The 16490-nt window shown below is 49.0% G+C and carries 10 protein-coding genes; 6 read left to right on the top strand and 4 right to left on the bottom strand.

Annotation, left to right across the window (positions count from 1 at the left end):
• Positions 1-26: 26 nt before the first annotated feature.
• Positions 27-998, bottom strand: a complete 972-nt coding sequence (locus tag AC4G47_RS04940) for a glycosyltransferase family 2 protein (protein WP_458123947.1) — start codon at positions 996-998, stop codon at positions 27-29.
• Between the two features lie 728 nt (positions 999-1726).
• On the opposite strand from AC4G47_RS04940, the gene AC4G47_RS04935 reads away from it, so the two are divergent.
• A complete protein-coding gene (locus AC4G47_RS04935) occupies positions 1727-3292 on the top strand; it encodes a M4 family metallopeptidase (protein ID WP_491105027.1) in 1566 nt (521 codons plus the stop codon).
• A gap of 174 nt (positions 3293-3466) precedes the next feature.
• Here the strand turns inward: AC4G47_RS04935 and AC4G47_RS04930 are convergent, their stop codons facing one another.
• Positions 3467-8662: a WIAG-tail domain gene (locus tag AC4G47_RS04930; protein ID WP_491105025.1), complete on the bottom strand. Its 5196-nt coding sequence runs from the start codon at positions 8660-8662 to the stop codon at positions 3467-3469.
• A gap of 351 nt (positions 8663-9013) precedes the next feature.
• On the opposite strand from AC4G47_RS04930, the gene AC4G47_RS04925 reads away from it, so the two are divergent.
• Both AC4G47_RS04925 and asd read left to right on the top strand, forming a co-directional pair.
• Positions 9014-10144, top strand: coding sequence for a YheC/YheD family endospore coat-associated protein (locus tag AC4G47_RS04925; protein ID WP_458123950.1), 1131 nt, complete (start codon positions 9014-9016; stop codon positions 10142-10144).
• Between the two features lie 85 nt (positions 10145-10229).
• Positions 10230-11021: an archaetidylserine decarboxylase gene (gene asd, locus AC4G47_RS04920; protein WP_336764666.1), complete on the top strand. Its 792-nt coding sequence runs from the start codon at positions 10230-10232 to the stop codon at positions 11019-11021.
• 346 nt (positions 11022-11367) lie between these two features.
• Here the strand turns inward: asd and AC4G47_RS04915 are convergent, their stop codons facing one another.
• Entirely contained in the window at positions 11368-12153 is a 786-nt protein-coding gene (locus AC4G47_RS04915; protein ID WP_278298407.1) for an AraC family transcriptional regulator, read from the bottom strand.
• 179 nt (positions 12154-12332) lie between these two features.
• Complete coding sequence (pdxR, locus tag AC4G47_RS04910) at positions 12333-13790, bottom strand: MocR-like pyridoxine biosynthesis transcription factor PdxR (RefSeq protein WP_491105022.1); 1458 nt, start codon at positions 13788-13790, stop codon at positions 12333-12335.
• A 156-nt stretch (positions 13791-13946) separates the two neighbouring features.
• Between pdxR and AC4G47_RS04905 the strand changes: the two genes are divergently transcribed.
• The 3 genes from AC4G47_RS04905 (at position 13947) to AC4G47_RS04895 (ending at position 16429) form a co-directional block, all read left to right on the top strand.
• The gene (locus tag AC4G47_RS04905; protein WP_491105020.1) at positions 13947-14564 is read left to right on the top strand and encodes a pyridoxamine 5'-phosphate oxidase family protein; all 618 of its coding nucleotides are present in this window, start codon (positions 13947-13949) and stop codon (positions 14562-14564) included.
• Between the two features lie 178 nt (positions 14565-14742).
• Positions 14743-16041, top strand: coding sequence for an aminotransferase class I/II-fold pyridoxal phosphate-dependent enzyme (locus AC4G47_RS04900; RefSeq protein WP_491105018.1), 1299 nt, complete (start codon positions 14743-14745; stop codon positions 16039-16041).
• A 262-nt stretch (positions 16042-16303) separates the two neighbouring features.
• Positions 16304-16429 (top strand): YjcZ family sporulation protein, encoded by a 126-nt coding sequence (locus AC4G47_RS04895; protein ID WP_206759599.1) that lies wholly within the window; start codon positions 16304-16306, stop codon positions 16427-16429.
• The last annotated feature ends 61 nt before the right edge of the window (positions 16430-16490 follow it).

The raw sequence follows: 16490 nt of genomic DNA, 5'->3' as shown, positions 1-16490 counted from the left end.
ATGCTGCATCATCCGATGCAACATGCTTACCTCGCCAGGCTGCGAACACGATGCAGATCGGAATAGCCTCCGCGGGGACCGAGCGTATCCGTAATCCATCTGATCGCTGCCAGATGATCATTCAGCACCACTTGACTTAGCGGATCAGGTCCGGTTCGTTTCTTGATGCGAATTGCATTCATTCTGCCCACAGGTACGTGATGAACAGCGCGCACCTGGAGTCCGCCAATCACTGCCTTCGCTTGTGCGAGTGGCGGAACTTCCAGTGAGGATATCCCAATGACATCAAGTCCATGGCGGCTTAATGCATGCGGAATAGCTGTCATCGACGCCCCCCGGAGATCGGATCTTGCAAGTATGCTGTTCAGCATATGTTTGGCCTCCACCACTGGATGAACGGGACTGCGAGTGATCGGACCATGGTAATCGTTAAGCGCTACATCTGTCCCCTTCAGCACAGCCTGCACATAAGGGGCAAGGTGCTCGGCAGGAATGGCGATATCTGCATCGGTGAACAGCAATACCTGACCACGGGCAGCGGCTGCGCCTACTTTTCGCCCTCCATCATGCCCCAGTGCTTCAGCAAAAGTGAGCACGCGTGCTCCTGCCCTTTGGGCTGCGTTAGCCGTGCCATCTGTTGAACCATTTACAATAACAAGTACTTCAGCATCACGACTTATACGTAGCGCTTCTCGAACAACGGCACCAATCGTTTTCTCCTCATTCATGGCAGGGATAATCACTGAGAGCATCGGCCGCTGAGCATCTTCCCCATGTGGAGAAGGATATCTCACGCCATGTTCAGCCCCATTTTCGGTTCCATTCTTGGCCCCATCCTTTTCCTCTGGCATCTGCTGTGTGGATGGAATAATGAACGTATAGGCCTTTGTACCCTTTTTGTGTCCAGACTTCCATCTTCTTTTCTTCAGCACTGCTTTTCTGCGTGTCATTTTCGATTGGGTTGCATAACGTGCTGTGGTACGGGTTTTGCGCAACACTTTCACCTCCCGCATTCAATCATCGGCATGCCAAGGGAGTACACGTTATTCTATGTATTCGTGGAGCAGTGGAAACGGCGTATGTCCTTGCACCAGGCAGGTTCTCTCTGTGAATACGCGGGTACAAGCCTTCCTTTCAGACAAAATACGTCAAAATATATGAAAAACGCTACCTGTCCCCTACTTCAGACACAATTTTAGAAAAAAACCAAATTTGCATCTTTTCCAAAGTTTTACACTGTGATAATATACGTTCCAAGCCATTTATTTACAAAAATAACCTTATGAGGAACACAAGTTCCTAACGACCTTCTTATTACTATTTATTGACCTTAGGTTAATTTTGATGGTTGCATTCTGATCTTGAGAGGAGTGATGCTGTTCAGAACACACCGTCATTGTCACCACTTACGCAAACCCGGAGTGAACAACCCAGTTTTTCGTAAAACACACCTTCTACCTGCGCAATTGGACAACCCCCGGCTTCTGAAAGAGGAACACAATGGACGATTAAGCCTTCGGGCTGAACTGAATAAACGGTAATCCTTTGGGGTGTGTTTAACACTTCCCTGTCCGGGCGAAGCCGATTTTGTTCCCATCGTTTCTTGTCTAATTCCATCTTCAGGTTCAGCCCCACGCTCCGCGCTGCCCAAGTTGCAGACGGAATCCCACCGAGATTGGCATGATATTTTTCCAAAAAAATAAGTTTAAGAATGGGAGAGTTTACGATGAAATTTGCCAAAGTTATGCCAACAATTCTTGGAGGAGCTCTTTTGCTCGCTTCCGTAACTTCTGCTACTGCAGCTCCATTATCTGATCAATCCATTCCACTTCAGGCCCCTTATGCCTCTGAGGAGGGTATCCCATTGACCAGTGGAACGGATGACACCATCTTCAATTACCTTGGACAACAGGAACAATTCCTGAATTCCGATGTTAGATCCCAGCTCAAAATTGTCAAAAGAAACACAGATACTTCTGGCGTAAGACACTTTCGCCTGAAACAATATATTAAAGGTATCCCGGTCTATGGTGCAGAACAGACGATCCACTTGGACAAAACCGGGGCCGTGAGTTCCGCACTTGGTGATCTTCCACCGATTGAAGAACAGGCCATTCCGAATGATGGTGTAGCCGAGATCAGCGGAGAAGACGCAATCCGGATTGCAACCGAAGAAGCAACCTCCCGCATTGGAGAGCTTGGTGCAGCGGAAATAACACCTCAAGCTGAATTGAACATCTATCATCATGAAGAAGACGGCCAGACTTATCTGGTTTATATTACAGAAGTTAACGTGCTTGAACCTGCCCCCCTGCGAACCAAGTATTTCGTGAACGCAGTGGATGGCAGTATCGTATCCCAGTTTGACCTCATTAACTTCGCCACCGGAACGGGTACAGGTGTGCTTGGTGATACCAAAACCCTGACAACCACTCAATCCGGCAGCACCTTCCAACTGAAAGATACCACTCGCGGCAATGGCATCCAAACGTACACAGCGAACAATCGCTCCACACTGCCAGGTACCCTGCTTACAGATTCGGATAATGTATGGACCGATCGCGCAGCTGTAGATGCTCACGCTTATGCTGCTGCCACGTATGATTTCTACAAAAACAAATTCAACCGTAACGGGATTAATGGTAACGGATTGCTGATCAGATCCACCGTGCACTACGGCTCCAATTACAATAACGCCTTCTGGAACGGGGCACAGATTGTATTTGGTGATGGAGACGGAACAACGTTCCGATCCCTGTCTGGTGACCTCGATGTTGTGGGTCACGAATTGACGCATGGTGTTATTGAGTACACAGCCAATCTGGAATATCGCAATGAACCTGGTGCACTCAACGAAGCCTTTGCCGATATTATGGGCAATACCATCCAAAGCAAAAACTGGTTGCTTGGTGATGATATCTACACACCTAACATTCCAGGTGATGCACTGCGCTCCCTGTCCAATCCTACACTGTATGGTCAACCTGACAAATACAGCGATCGTTACACAGGTACACAGGACAACGGTGGCGTTCATATCAACAGCGGTATTATCAACAAAGCTTACTACCTTGCAGCTCAAGGCGGGACGCACAACGGTGTGACTGTAACTGGTATTGGACGTGATAAAGCTGTACAGATTTTCTACAGCACACTGGTGAATTACCTGACGCCAACGTCCAAATTTGCCGCTGCCAAGACAGCAACCATTCAAGCAGCCAAAGATCTGCATGGCGCAAATTCCGCTGAAGCTACTGCCATTACCAAAGCTTATCAAGCAGTAGGCCTGTAAATCTTACTTTAATGTGGTTGAACTTCTAATGAACTCATTTTAAATTGTAACGAAACGTTCAGACACCCCTCACCGTCCGAACGGATCAAGCTTAGTTCAACCAAAAGCGGTGTCCCGGACAACTCTGGGCACCGCTCTTGTCTTTCTGTCTATTATTGAAAATGCAATTCTTCATTATCCTTCCGAAGGTCCTGCCGCAATCCATGATAACAAGCCGTACGTATGCTTGCAGTCTGGATTACGCGACACTTCAAGTACTGCTTCATCCTCACTCTGCGAGAGAAGGGATACCTGAAATCCCCGATCATTGCTCATGGCCACAATCACATAATGTTCTGAAGCAAATGGTTCTTCAAAAACAACGGTTACCTCTGTGCATTCTTCACTCTCTGGCAGTACAAAAGCCTCCATCCCGAATTGTTGTACAACGGGTTGCTTGCTTACACTGCGAACAGGCTGGAAAGCCAGATGTTTGGCCTGAACTGCACCTGATTGCAGCTGGCTGCTGCCCACGGCATTATCACACAGATGCTCCTGTGTAATGGATTGTTCACTAACCATTAATTCCGTAGTTTCACCGATCTCCTGTGACAGTTCAAGCTGGGGTTGCTGAGCCTGAACAACCTCCTCTGTCGTGTATGAAGCTGCCAATGGTACTCCATGCTGGTCTGTTGGGGATAGCAACTCTTGTTGTTTCTCCAGACTGGCACTCGGCAACGCCTCGACAATTGCCTGCTGTGATGGCTGTACAGCCTCACTTTTTGCTTGAAGAAATGCTTCTTTCCTTTTGATCGCTGCCAGCTGTTCCAGCGTTTCTCCACTGAACTGACGAATCGCATTCCATATCTCTACACTTAAATGGGCAGGACCAACAATTCCCGCATTCAAGTGATTGGAGGTAATGCTTTGGTCACCCAGTTTGCTGCCAGTTACACTGCCGTCAGCTAGTTTGGCGCTCGTTACGGATCCATTCTGCAGATGAATTCCGCTTACCAATTCCTCTTCCAGATGGACGGTGCGAATACTGCGTTCCTGAATATGATCAGCAAGGATCGTTCCATCCTGAATGTGCCCGGAATGTACACTTTTGTCTGCCAAGTGGATTGCCGATACCGTACCTTCAAGCAATTTATTGCCGTTTACACTGCCATCAGCCAGTTTCGCGCTCGTTATCGAACCATTGTGCAGGTGAATCGCACTTACCGATTCCGCTTTCAGGTGAGAGATCCCGATGCTACGCTCTTGAATATGGTCCGCATGAATGGCTTTCTCTTGGATATGGCGGGATTGCACACTTCCATTTGCGATATGAAGTTCTGACACCGCATTTTCAAGCAATTTGCTGCCGTTTACGCTGCCATCTGCCAATTTGGCACTCGTTACAGATCCATTTTGGAGATGAACCGCACTTATTGCTTCCTCTTCCAGATGTGACGTGCCGATACTGTTCTCCTGAATATGGTCGGCAAGGATCGCGCCTTCCTGGATGTGCCGGCTTTGCACACTTTCTGTTGCGATATGAATTCCCGATACGGTATCTTCAAGCAACTTGCTGCCGTTTATGCTTCCATCGGCCAGTTTGGCACTCGTTATAGCCCCATTTTGCAAATGGATTGCACTCACCGACTCTTCTTCCAGATGGATTGTGCCAATGCTGCGCTCCTGAATATGATCAGCATGGATGGCATTTGTCTGAATATGCCCGGATTGCACACTTTCCGCTGCGATATGAATCCCGGATATCGTACCTTCGAGCAACTTGCTGCTATTTATGCTGCCGTCGGCCAGTTTGGCACTCGTTACAGCCCCATTTTGCAAATGGATTGCACTTACCGACTCTTCTTCCAGATGTGCAGTGCCAATGCTGCGCTCTTGAATATGATTAGCAAGGATGGCTCCCTCCTGAATATGACGGGATTGCACACTAACCTCTGCAATGTGGATATCCGATACCGCACCTTCAAGCAACTTGCTTCCATTCACGCTGTCGTCAGCCAATTTGGCACTTGTTACGGACCCATTTTGCAGATGAATTGCACTTACTGCTTCCTCTTCCAGATGAGGTGTGCCGATGCTCCGCTCCTGAATATGGTCAGCAAGGATCGCTCCTTCTTGAATATGGCGGGACTGCACACTTTCGGATGCAATATGAATTCCCGATACCGCATCTTCGAGCAGCTTACTTCCATTTACGCTGCCATCAGCCAATTTGGCACTTGTTACGGACCCATTTTGCAGATGAATTGCACTTACCGCGTCCTCTTCCAAATGGAATGTGCCGATGCTGCGCTCCTGAATATGATCAGCATGGACGGCACCTTCCTGAATATGCCCGGATTGCACACTTGCGGATGCAATATGGCTCCCTGATACCGTACCTTCGAGCAATTTGCTGCCGTTTATACTACCGTCCGCCAGTTTGGCATTTGTTACAGATCCATTTTGCAAATGGAACTCACATACCGACTCCTCTTCAAGATGAGTTGTGCCAATACTGCTCTCTTGAATATGATCAGCATGGATGGCTCCCTCCTGGATATGACGGGACTGCACACTTTCGTCTGCAATGTGGATCGCATCCACCGTTCCTGTAGCTAATTTGCTGCCATCAACACTACCATCGGCCAGTTTGGAGCGTGTTACAGATTCATCCTGCAATATAATCGTACTTACCGCTTCTTCTTCCAGATGTAACGTTCCGATGCTGCGTTCATGGATATGATGAGGAAGAATCTCACCATCTTGAATATGACGGGAATGTACAGCTCCTTGCTGCAGGTGAACAGCACTCGTCGACTCTGCCTGAAGATGCAAACCACTGATCAAACCAGGCTGAAGATGGGCTGCAGTGATGGATAAAGGTGCCAGATGGTCTGTTTCGACAGATCCAGGAGCCAGGTGATGGGATGTAATGACCTGTTCGGCAATATGCTCCTCATGAATAATGTCTGGCTTCAGATGCTGTGAGTTCACAACGTGATCACCCAGATGGTTAGACTTCACACTTCCGTCGGCCAGATGCTCGGATTGCACAACGGATGGCTGAAGGTGCTCACTGCTTATGGCTGCCTTTTGCAACTCTGTCCCTGATACGGAGTCTGCTGTCAAATGGTCCGCAGTGACCGACCCATGCCGCAGTTTGTTGCCTGTAATACTGCCATCGGCGAATAATTCCGGTGAACGTATCTCCTCCGACAAATGTTCCAGGGATACGGCATGCTGTTTCAGGTGGTAGCCGCGTATGGTTCCTGCTGGAATATGTTTGGCATTAATGCTTTCAGCCATGATCTTGGAAGAAGTCACGCTGCCGTCGGCCAGTTTGGCTGACGTGACAGCAAAATCCGCCAGTTTATCCGTAGCAACACTTTCTGGTGAGAGCTTAGGAGAGGTAACCGAATGATCTGTCAGATGAGGCGGAAAAATGGACCCTCCGGCCAGCTGAGCCGAAGTTATACTACCGGGAGCTAATTTGTCCGTTGTGACCGCTGCCCTTGCAATGGCATCTGTTTCAACACTGCCCGGTTGAAGGTGAGGGACACCCACGGCATGTTCTGTCAGATGCTCCGATTTCACGGCATAAGGTCTCAGGGCCTCGGACCCCACGCTGCCTGGAGCCAGATGTGTACCCGTGACACCACCACCCGCAAGATGCGAGGATACGACACTTCCCGGAGCGAGTGCTCTGCTGCTAACCGAAGCCGTTCCAAGTTTTTCTTCTGTCACACTTCCGTCTGCGAGCTTGACGTCTGTCACTGCAGCATCCTGTAACTCAAACGTACCCACCGCCGCCTCAGCCAGATGCCGCTCAGATACTACGCCATCTGCAAGCGTTTCTCCGGATACACTACCGGTTGACAGATGTGTAGCCTCGATGCTTCCACTTGCAATGTGAATGGAGTGAATTGCAGCATTGTCTACATGTACCGGCGTAATTCCCCGATTGACAATATGTTCCGCACGAATGGATCCTTTGGCAAGATGTTTACCCTGCACAGCTTCATCTGCAATTTTGGAAGCAATGACACTTTGGTCTGAAATCTTGGAAGCCGTAATCGACTGTTCCAGCAATTTTGCTGTTCCAACCGACTGGTCTGCGAGTTTACTGCTGGTTACCGCTCCCTCGGCCAAATGCTCACTGCCCACTTCACCTTTGCCTAGCTGCTCTTTCCCCACGGCCTGAGCGCGAATCTGATTCGAACCGATGGAACCGTCCAACAAGTGTTTTCCACTGAGTGAACCCTCAGCCAAATGTCTGGTTTGTATGGATCCATCCTCAATCTGATCACTACCAATACTGCCCAAAGACAGTTGTGAACGACCGACAGCCCCTTCTGCCAGATGCTCCTGTTGAACTGCACCTGCCTGAATATGATGAGACTCAATGGAATGTTCATGGATTTTGCTGCCTGTGACAGCAGCTTCACGAATTTTGGATGTAGTCACCGCATCGTCGGCCAATTTGGACGTGTGCACAGCCCCTCCCGTGAGATGCCGCGTATCCACACCGCTAATCGCGATCTTGTCTCCGGTTACGGCATGATTCTGAATTAAATCTTCCGTGACCAGCATGCGGCTGAGATGCCTTGTGCCGATGGAACCGTCGGCAATTTTTGTTGAATCGATTACCTGGTTGCCCAGCTTCTGCGAGGTAATGCTGCCATCTCTGATTTTCTCGCCAGCAATTGATGCATTGCGTAATTTATGGCCGGACACCGAGCCGTCAATGAGGTGCTCATCGGATACAGACGCTTCTGCCAGTTTGGCGGAAACAATCGCCCCATCTGCAATGTGAATGCTGGTCACTGCATAATCCTGCAATGCTTCACTGCCGACTGCACCTGGCTTCAGCTTGGAGTCATCCACAGAGAACGGAGCCAGTTTGCTCTCCGTTACCGCAAAATCACTCAGATCATCTGTATAGATGTAGTGTCCGGTATGACCCGGCATCTGGTTCTGATTCAGGACCTCTAACCGGTCCTTGCCTGTTGTCTCCTGCTTATTGGTGCTCTGCTCTTCTTCCAGAGCAAGCGGGGCCACGCTGCTGACCTGAATCTGCTTTTCCAGTCTATCTTGCGTCTCGACTGCCTTGCTATCAGACTCTACGGGTTCCGGCTTGATTTTGGCTTCGTTCTCTAGCTCTTCCAGCTCGTTTGTTGAAGCAGGTAGCTCCGTTGATTCAAATAGGAATTCTTCCGACTCCTGAACAGCTCTCGAATCCCTTTTATCAGTATTCAAACGTTCTTCCCTATTCACAGTGAAACCTGAGTTCATCTTGTCTGCCCGGCGATCAGTCAGTTCCAATTCCTTGAATTTCGGGCTCACATGCCGCAGTTTCGGCGTCGGAACCTTCTTTTTGCCATTTTTACTCATGCAGCTTGCTCCTTCCTCTAACGTTCGTCTCCGGCATCATATGCTTCCATATGGGCATCTGCCACTTCATTTATGACTTTTGCGGATTCCAGAGCACGAATGTACAGGCGTCAAGACAGGAAGGTTCGATGATCTTCGTGGAAATAGGCGTGTCAGGGCAGCAGAGGAAAGGCGGCTGTCCACGCCCCCGTCCCACTCATGTCATAAGATATTGTGTCTGAGCTCACGCTGGTGCATGGCAATGCATCTACACACCGGTCTACGTTATCGTGATGTCCAACCATGCGGTGACAGGCCGGCATTCCATGAATGGACGATCCATGTCGCGATAACATCGAAGGAGGAACGGTCATGCTCCAAGAAACGATCGGCATTATGTTCAATTCACGCATGTACCGGGGGATACCGGCCGGAAGGACCGGTCAGGAATCACTCGCGAATTATGAACAGGCAGCAGCCAGTTACGGATTAACTCCCTGCTTTTTGCGACTGGAAGATATTGATTCGAATCGGAAAACATGTCTTGCTTATGTAAAAAAGGAAGGCAGATATGTTCGTGAGCGTATGCCATTGCCCTCTGTCATTCATAACCGATCACTCCAGCTTCGTCGGTCGGAACAGCACCAGATCACTAAGCTGATGTTGCAGGGTATTCAGGTATTCAACGTTCGCAACCGATACCGCAAAGATCACATTCATGACATGCTTCATCAAGACCTCGCATTGAGAGAACACCTGCCCCATGCAGTTAAAGCTACGCCAGAGTCTCTGGCCTATATGATGGAACATTATGATGACCTTGTCATCAAACCGTGCAGCGGTAGTATCGGTCATGGCATTATGCGGGTCTTTCAGCGAGATGGACAGTGGAAGCTAACCTGTGAGACGAAGGCTGCACGAAAAGGATGGGCGACCTTCCGATTGAGCAAAGGACAGCTCCCTTCCTCCACCCTGCGGCGGATCTTTCGCCATGCCTACCTCATCGAAGAGCGTATTAAGTTGGTTCGTTATGAGGGCAGGCCGGTTGATCTGAGGGTATCCGTGCAGCGGGGTAGCGATGGTCTTTGGGGAATTACAGGCATGTTTGCCAAAGCAGCTCCTGCCCACACGTTTGTTACCAACATCGCCCAGGGCGGTAGAGTCATGACGCTCGCGGAGGCGCTTGGAGCAACAGAATCCACATTCGATCTGGCTCGACTGGAACACAGAATCGGATTCGTTGCACTCCGAATTGCCCAGACGCTGGCTTCCAGTTTGCCACATCTGGCTGACCTGGGTCTTGATCTCGGTATAACGCGCAGCGGTCAGATTTATTTCATTGAATGCAATGGACGAGATCAGCGCTACGGTTTTCGTAAGGCAGGAATGTCGGAACACTGGAAGAGAACCTACAGCAAACCGATGGCCTATGGCCGTCTTCTGCTGGAACAGAATTCGAGGATTCCGAGACAACCGCAGACATACGATAGGGGATTATATTGATTTCGTGTGCATTCTGTGTCAATATTATGCAGAACGGCCGGTCTTGCCGGCCTTGAAGTTCGCATTAACCCTAAGGGGGATATTCATGGCAAAAACGCTGTTGCGATTAATGACCGAGCTTTCTTCGCGCAAATGGATCTCCCGGACTGTGGGAGCCTTCTCCAAAAGCCGGGGAAGCAAGGCATTTATCCCTTATTTTGTCCGGACCTACGACATCCCTGTTCAGGAGGCCGAGAAGGACTGGAAGGAATACCGTTCACTGAACGATTTCTTTACCCGCAAATTAAAACCGGGCATGCGCCCGTTGGAACTTTCAGAGCATGCACTGATCAGCCCGGTAGATGCCAAGATTACGGCAGCCGGTCCGATATCTGCAGGGACACTCCTGAATGTTAAGGGACAAAATTATACACTTGCTGAATTATTAAACCATTCTCCCCATCTGGAGAAGTACAAGCACGGGTACGGGTTCGTTCTATATCTCAGCCCTCGCGACTATCACCGCATTCATGCACCTGTCAGCGGCCGCAAAATAGAGAGCGAACACATCAAGGGCAAAGTTTATCCCGTGAACGATTTTGGCCTGACCCATATGAGATCCGTGCTTAGTCGAAACGAACGGCTCATTACGTATATCGCACACGATTACGGTGAAGTGGCGGTTGTCAAAGTGGGCGCAATGAACGTAAGTAGCATACAATATGCGAACACGGACACAAGTACCTGGGCACAAGGGGATGATCTGGCCTATTTTGAATTCGGTTCCACTGTCGTTCTGCTGACGCAGAGTGGCACATTTGAACCGAAACCGGGCTTACAGCCAGGTGATTCCGTTAAAATGGGCGCATTGCTTGGTCGTTTGAAACCGAAGCAATAATGGGTCATACACCAATAAAGAGGATGGCGCAGCACCTGTAACCAGGTATTGCGCCATCCTCTTTATGCATTCATTTTCATCCATGTATACATGCAGTACGAAGCTTCGCTCCGTCGTTATTGGTCTGCTGAGTTCTCCTCAAAACCATACATCTTGCAAGTCCTCTGCCGGTTTGAATCGTCGCAGACGGTTCCGGAAAATATTGCATCCCTTCGTTGAGCATCCCCGGTTGCGGACCCGACGTTTTCCGTTCATCACGAGTTCCCCCTTTTGGTCATCTGGAATGCTAGATCATTACCCTTGCTTCCCAGACTTGAATCGTTATCATGTTCTTTCAACCAGAATGCTAACGAATCTCGGACGGGCTTTTGCCTGTATACTGTTTGAACTGACGACTGAAGAAGAAAATATCCCGGTATCCCAGAGCATCAGCCACTTCGGTCACATTCATGCCGGTATGCACCAGCAGATGTTCTGCCCGTTCAATACGCATGCGGATAATATAAGATTGCACCGATGATCCAACCAGTTCCTTGAACTTGATCGAGAAGTATCGGGGCGATAAGCCTGCCCGGGCAGCCAGATCTTCCACCCGATGCGTAATCCCCGGATGCTGACGCACATAATTGGCGACCTCCTGGATCACATCGGACAGCTGGTTGCTTACCTTTTTCTCCACAGGTTCTTCCGTATCGGCGCGAAGCAAATGAATCATCAGCTGTTTCAGAATCAATCGACTCTCTTCATCACGTCCATACACATCCGATAAGAACAGTCTTACATAACGCGCCAGCAAGTGTTCAAATTCCACGGTCTCCTGTACTTCACGATAAGACTGAGGAACATCAGTAACAGGCACGTCCACATCAAAATGAATATACGTCAGAACCAATGGTTTCTGCTTATTATGTGTTGCAGTAGGATGATCGCCTGGCCTGAACAGAAAACAACTCCCCTTGCCGACTTCATACGACTGGTCATTCAGTACAAGCGTCCCTTCACCACTCCATACATAAAATAGATCATAGTTTTGCATCGGTTTTTCCCGTTTCTGCCACTTCCAGCCCGGTTCACAGACAATTTTGGCGACAGCGGGCAAAATAACAAATGATGACGGCGATGCCTGCAGCATGTCGCCACTCCCCCTTGATAGTTAATCTCTCTGCATATGGCAACTTGCTGATCTGAATCTCACTTCTTCAATATCCAGCCATATGTATTTCAGTATGTTGAATCATTCAAACCAACTTGCTTATATATGGTATCTGCCCCTACAGGAGCGAAACGACTTATCCCATTATACAGCGGAATTCACCGAAACGAAAATGTGCACTTCTCCCAGGCTAACCGCATTCGCCGAATTCCCTCCGCCATCTCTTCTTTCTCCAGATGTGCAAAAGCAAAACAGACCGCAGGATGACCTCGAGTCAACCGGTATCGCTCTGCATCCCGGAACAATATGCCATCCTCCTGAGCCAGTATTTTGAACCGCTGATAACTGTCCATGTCGCCATTCCAGGTAGCATAGATATGCAATCCAGCATCACCAAGCTGCATCGTGAATGCCTCCGGCAACTGTAGCTGCATCTCTCGGACAAAAAAATCATGCCGTTCCCCGTATAAACGGGTTAACCTCCGTAAGTGCCGCAGGTAACCTCCTCTGGTCATAAACTTTGCCAATGCGCGTTGCTCCAGCAGTGCCGGAGGCACCGGTTCATACAGAGCCTTGGCCGTTAGCAGAGGTTCCACCAGACCAGGCGGCAGAACAGCGTAGCCCAGTCGGAACGAAGCAACCATCGTTTGTGAGAATGAACCGACGTAGATGACACGCTGTTCACGATCAAGCACTTTGAGGGGTTCAATGGGTCTTCCACCCCATCGGAATTCACTGTCATAATCATCTTCAATAATGACCGCATTCCGCTTCGAGGCCCAGGCAAGCAAGGTACGTCTTCTGTCCAACCCCAGTACGGCCCCTGTTGGAAACTGACGGGTAGGGGTGACAAATAACGTCTGTGCCTCCCAAGGCTGAGGAATAATGCCTGCGGCATCCACATCTGCCGGGATGATATGCCCACCACAGGATTTGACGGCTTGGGCAATGCCCGGATACCCCGGGTTCTCCAATACAACTGCTGTATTCTCCGTAATCAGCAGTTGAGATAACAGGGTGATGCCTTGCATTGAACCGCTGAACAATACAATCTGAGATGATTCAGCCTGGATGCCACGTGTCCATCTGAGATGGGAGGCGATAGCCTCACGCAGTTCCGGATCACCGGCTACACCACTAGGTTCTCGCCAACCACTGCGATGAACCGCAGCGAGTGCACTCTTCCACTCCCCTTGCGGGAAATGTTCTGCAGGCATGCGCTGCATTTGAAAATTAATGACGGACGGCTTCGGTGAAGACATCTGAGTCCGCAGGACTTCATGTTGCGTATTCAACATTTGTACTCGTTCGCCCCAAGGAGACAGCCTGAGAACGGCTTCTTGTTGTTCATTTTCCTGTGTGGATAATGTTTCCGTTACAAATGTACCTCTTCCCCGATGTGCATGGACATAACCATCCGCAAGCAGCATGTCATATACCTGAGCTACCGAACCACGTGACATCTCATATTGCCTTGCCAGTTCACGGGTGGAAGGAAGTCTCGTACCTCCCACCAATGTGCCTGCATGAATGGCATCACGTAACGCATGGTACAATGCCTCATACTTGTATCGATGCTGAAGTTCATAGGTATCCATCGGCAGCCACAATTCCATCGTGCACCTCTCTCCATCCTTCTTCATTCGTGATTCCTAAGCAATTGGCCTACTAAAGTGAATGTAAATTGGATCTATTTCATTGTCAATGTATGAACTATTGTTATCCATAAGATATGGCGTTCTATTATACATTTCAATGATGGGGGAATACACATGAGAAGGAAAGAATTCACAGTAGATGAAGAACAGGAGATTACCGAGTTTCTGGATCAGTGCTCCTTCGGGTTTCTGGGAACGGTCAGTCCGGATGGACAACCACGTGTTACACCACTGAATTTCGTTTATATGGACGGTTGCTTTTATTTCCACGGCAGTCTGGCTGGCGAGAAGATGAGACAGATCAAACAGGATTCGTCGGTCAGTTTCACGGTGGCGGAAGAGTTCTCCCTGATTCCATCCTACTTCAATGATCCCGAGCTTGCTTGTCCCGCGACTTCGTTCTTCAAAAGTGTCATGGCTTTCGGTCAGGCAGAACCGGTTAAGGAACTGGATATCAAAGGCAAGGTGCTGCAACGATTTATGGAGAAACTCCAGCCGCAAGGCGGATATGTGCCCATTGATGCTACTGACTCACGCTACACAGGGAACCTTAAAGCTGTAGCCGTTGTGAGAATCGTGCCAGAACGAATCAGCGCCAAGTTTAAATTTGGACAAAATTGGTCTATCGATCGCTTGGATCATGTCCGTGGTGAACTGGAACAGCGCAATGAGGGGCGAGATGTCGAAACCGCAGCAATGATGCAGAAATATTGTCCATTTCATCAGCAATAGTTCTCATCTTCAGAGGATTCATCCAGGGATAAATTCAGCTAATTCCCACCTCAAATCCCTCTGCAACAACGCGGTAAAGCGATATAACTGTCATGTTACGTAATTTCCGTGACGGGGGGATGTCAAGGTGTTATAATGTTAGGCAGTTGAATCCCAAAGACTTGGAAGGATGAAAAGAATGAATCCACTGGCTGAACAGTTGAACGAAAGTATTCAGGCAGGCAGCAGTCACGTCTACTCCATGCTGTCACAGCTCGGCAAAGAAATTTATTTTCCTAAAGAAGGTATCTTGAGTCAATCTGCTGAAGCAGCAAGCTTGGCCAAAACCTATAATGCAACGATTGGTATCGCTCTGGAGGGCGGTGTGCCGATGCATCTTCCGGTTATTCAGGAGAAGCTCTCTGCATTCCAGCCGAAAGACCTGTACCCTTACGCTCCGCCTGCAGGCAAGCCTGAACTGCGGACCGTATGGAGAGACAAGATGCTGAAGGAAACGCCTTCGCTTGAAGATAAAACGTTCGGTAACCCGATTGTAACCAATGCATTAACCCATGGACTAAGTATCGTAGCCGACCTGTTCGCTGATGAAGGGGACGCTGTCATATATCCGGATAAAAACTGGGAAAATTATGAGCTGACCTTCGGAATTCGTCGTCATGGCCAGTTGGTTCATTATCCCTTGTTCGATGATCAATTGAACTTCAATAGTGAAGGCTTGCTTCAGGCCCTCCTTAATCAGAAGGACAAAGGTAAAGCGATCGTGCTGCTCAACTTCCCGAATAACCCTACAGGTTATACGCCAGGACTCGAAGAAGCAGACGCGATTGTGAACACCATTCTTCAGGCAGCTGAAGCCGGCGTGAACGTGGTTGCCGTAACAGATGATGCTTACTTCGGACTGTTCTTCGAAGATTCGATTCATGAATCCCTGTTTGGCAAACTTGCCAACATTCATCCACGTGTATTGACTGTAAAAGTGGATGGTGCTACCAAGGAAGAATTCGTGTGGGGCTTCCGTGTTGGATTCATTACGTATGCCCATGAAGATGCAGCCGTTCTGCACGCATTGGAACAGAAGACACTCGGCATTATCCGGGCGACCATCTCCAGTGGCCCGCATCCTTCCCAGACATTTGTATTGGATGCGCTGAAAGCACCGGAGTTTGAAGGGCAAAAACAGGAGAAATTCGAGATTATGAAAGGTCGTGCCAACAAGGTGAAGGCCATTCTCAATAGCGGCAAGTATGGAGATGCATGGGATTATTATCCGTTCAATTCCGGTTACTTCATGTGTCTGAAGCTAAAAGAAGTTGGCGCTGAAGAACTTCGAAGCCATTTGCTGCACAAATACGGTGTGGGTACGATCGCGCTGGGTGAATCGGATCTGCGAATCGCCTTCTCCTGTATTGAAGAGTCCGGGCTTGAAGATCTGTATGAAACCATTTATCGTGGAGTTCAGGATCTGCAAGCGACCTAGATAACCAGCAGTAGCGAAGGTACAATTCTAAATAGATCAGGGGAACAGGATCATGTCTGAAACCTGAATCATATAAGAACCCTTTGTATACCGGGGACATGACATGTCTTCGGGTATACCGAGGGTTCTTTCGTGTTTTAGCTGCCCAAAAGCTTCAATTTCTGGCTTTACCAGGCATCGGCCCAATCAGCCTAACCCCCGCGCACATAATATACGATGTACGCAAGGGCGTGCCAAACAACCACTTGAAAGGGGAATGACCATGTCTGGAGTTGAAGATACAAGAGGCGGTTATGGATGCGGCGGTTACGGAGGATTTACAAACACAGGTGCCATTCTCGTTCTGTTCATCTTGCTCGTGATTATCACTAAATCGTTCCTCTGTTAGTACCCAATACAGAAACATCTGCGAGAAACACGTGATCTGATTGCAAAATTAAGAAGGGTAT

The organism is Paenibacillus sp. Negev47, from assembly GCF_058313655.1.
Note: the sequence above shows the minus strand (reverse complement) of the source record. Positions and strands in the feature narration are given on the sequence as shown.

Excerpts from the sequence above, each read along its gene's own strand:
- AC4G47_RS04900 (WP_491105018.1), top strand. The coding sequence starts at position 14,743 with ATGAATCCACTGGCTGAACAGTTGAACGAAAGTATTCAGGCAGGCAGC.
- AC4G47_RS04925 (WP_458123950.1), top strand. The coding sequence starts at position 9,014 with ATGCTCCAAGAAACGATCGGCATTATGTTCAATTCACGCATGTACCGG.
- AC4G47_RS04935 (WP_491105027.1), top strand. The coding sequence starts at position 1,727 with ATGAAATTTGCCAAAGTTATGCCAACAATTCTTGGAGGAGCTCTTTTG.
- AC4G47_RS04930 (WP_491105025.1), bottom strand. The coding sequence starts at position 8,662 with ATGAGTAAAAATGGCAAAAAGAAGGTTCCGACGCCGAAACTGCGGCAT.
- pdxR (WP_491105022.1), bottom strand. The coding sequence starts at position 13,790 with ATGGAATTGTGGCTGCCGATGGATACCTATGAACTTCAGCATCGATAC.
- AC4G47_RS04915 (WP_278298407.1), bottom strand. The coding sequence starts at position 12,153 with ATGCTGCAGGCATCGCCGTCATCATTTGTTATTTTGCCCGCTGTCGCC.
- asd (WP_336764666.1), top strand. The coding sequence starts at position 10,230 with ATGGCAAAAACGCTGTTGCGATTAATGACCGAGCTTTCTTCGCGCAAA.
- AC4G47_RS04895 (WP_206759599.1), top strand. The coding sequence starts at position 16,304 with ATGTCTGGAGTTGAAGATACAAGAGGCGGTTATGGATGCGGCGGTTAC.
- AC4G47_RS04905 (WP_491105020.1), top strand. The coding sequence starts at position 13,947 with ATGAGAAGGAAAGAATTCACAGTAGATGAAGAACAGGAGATTACCGAG.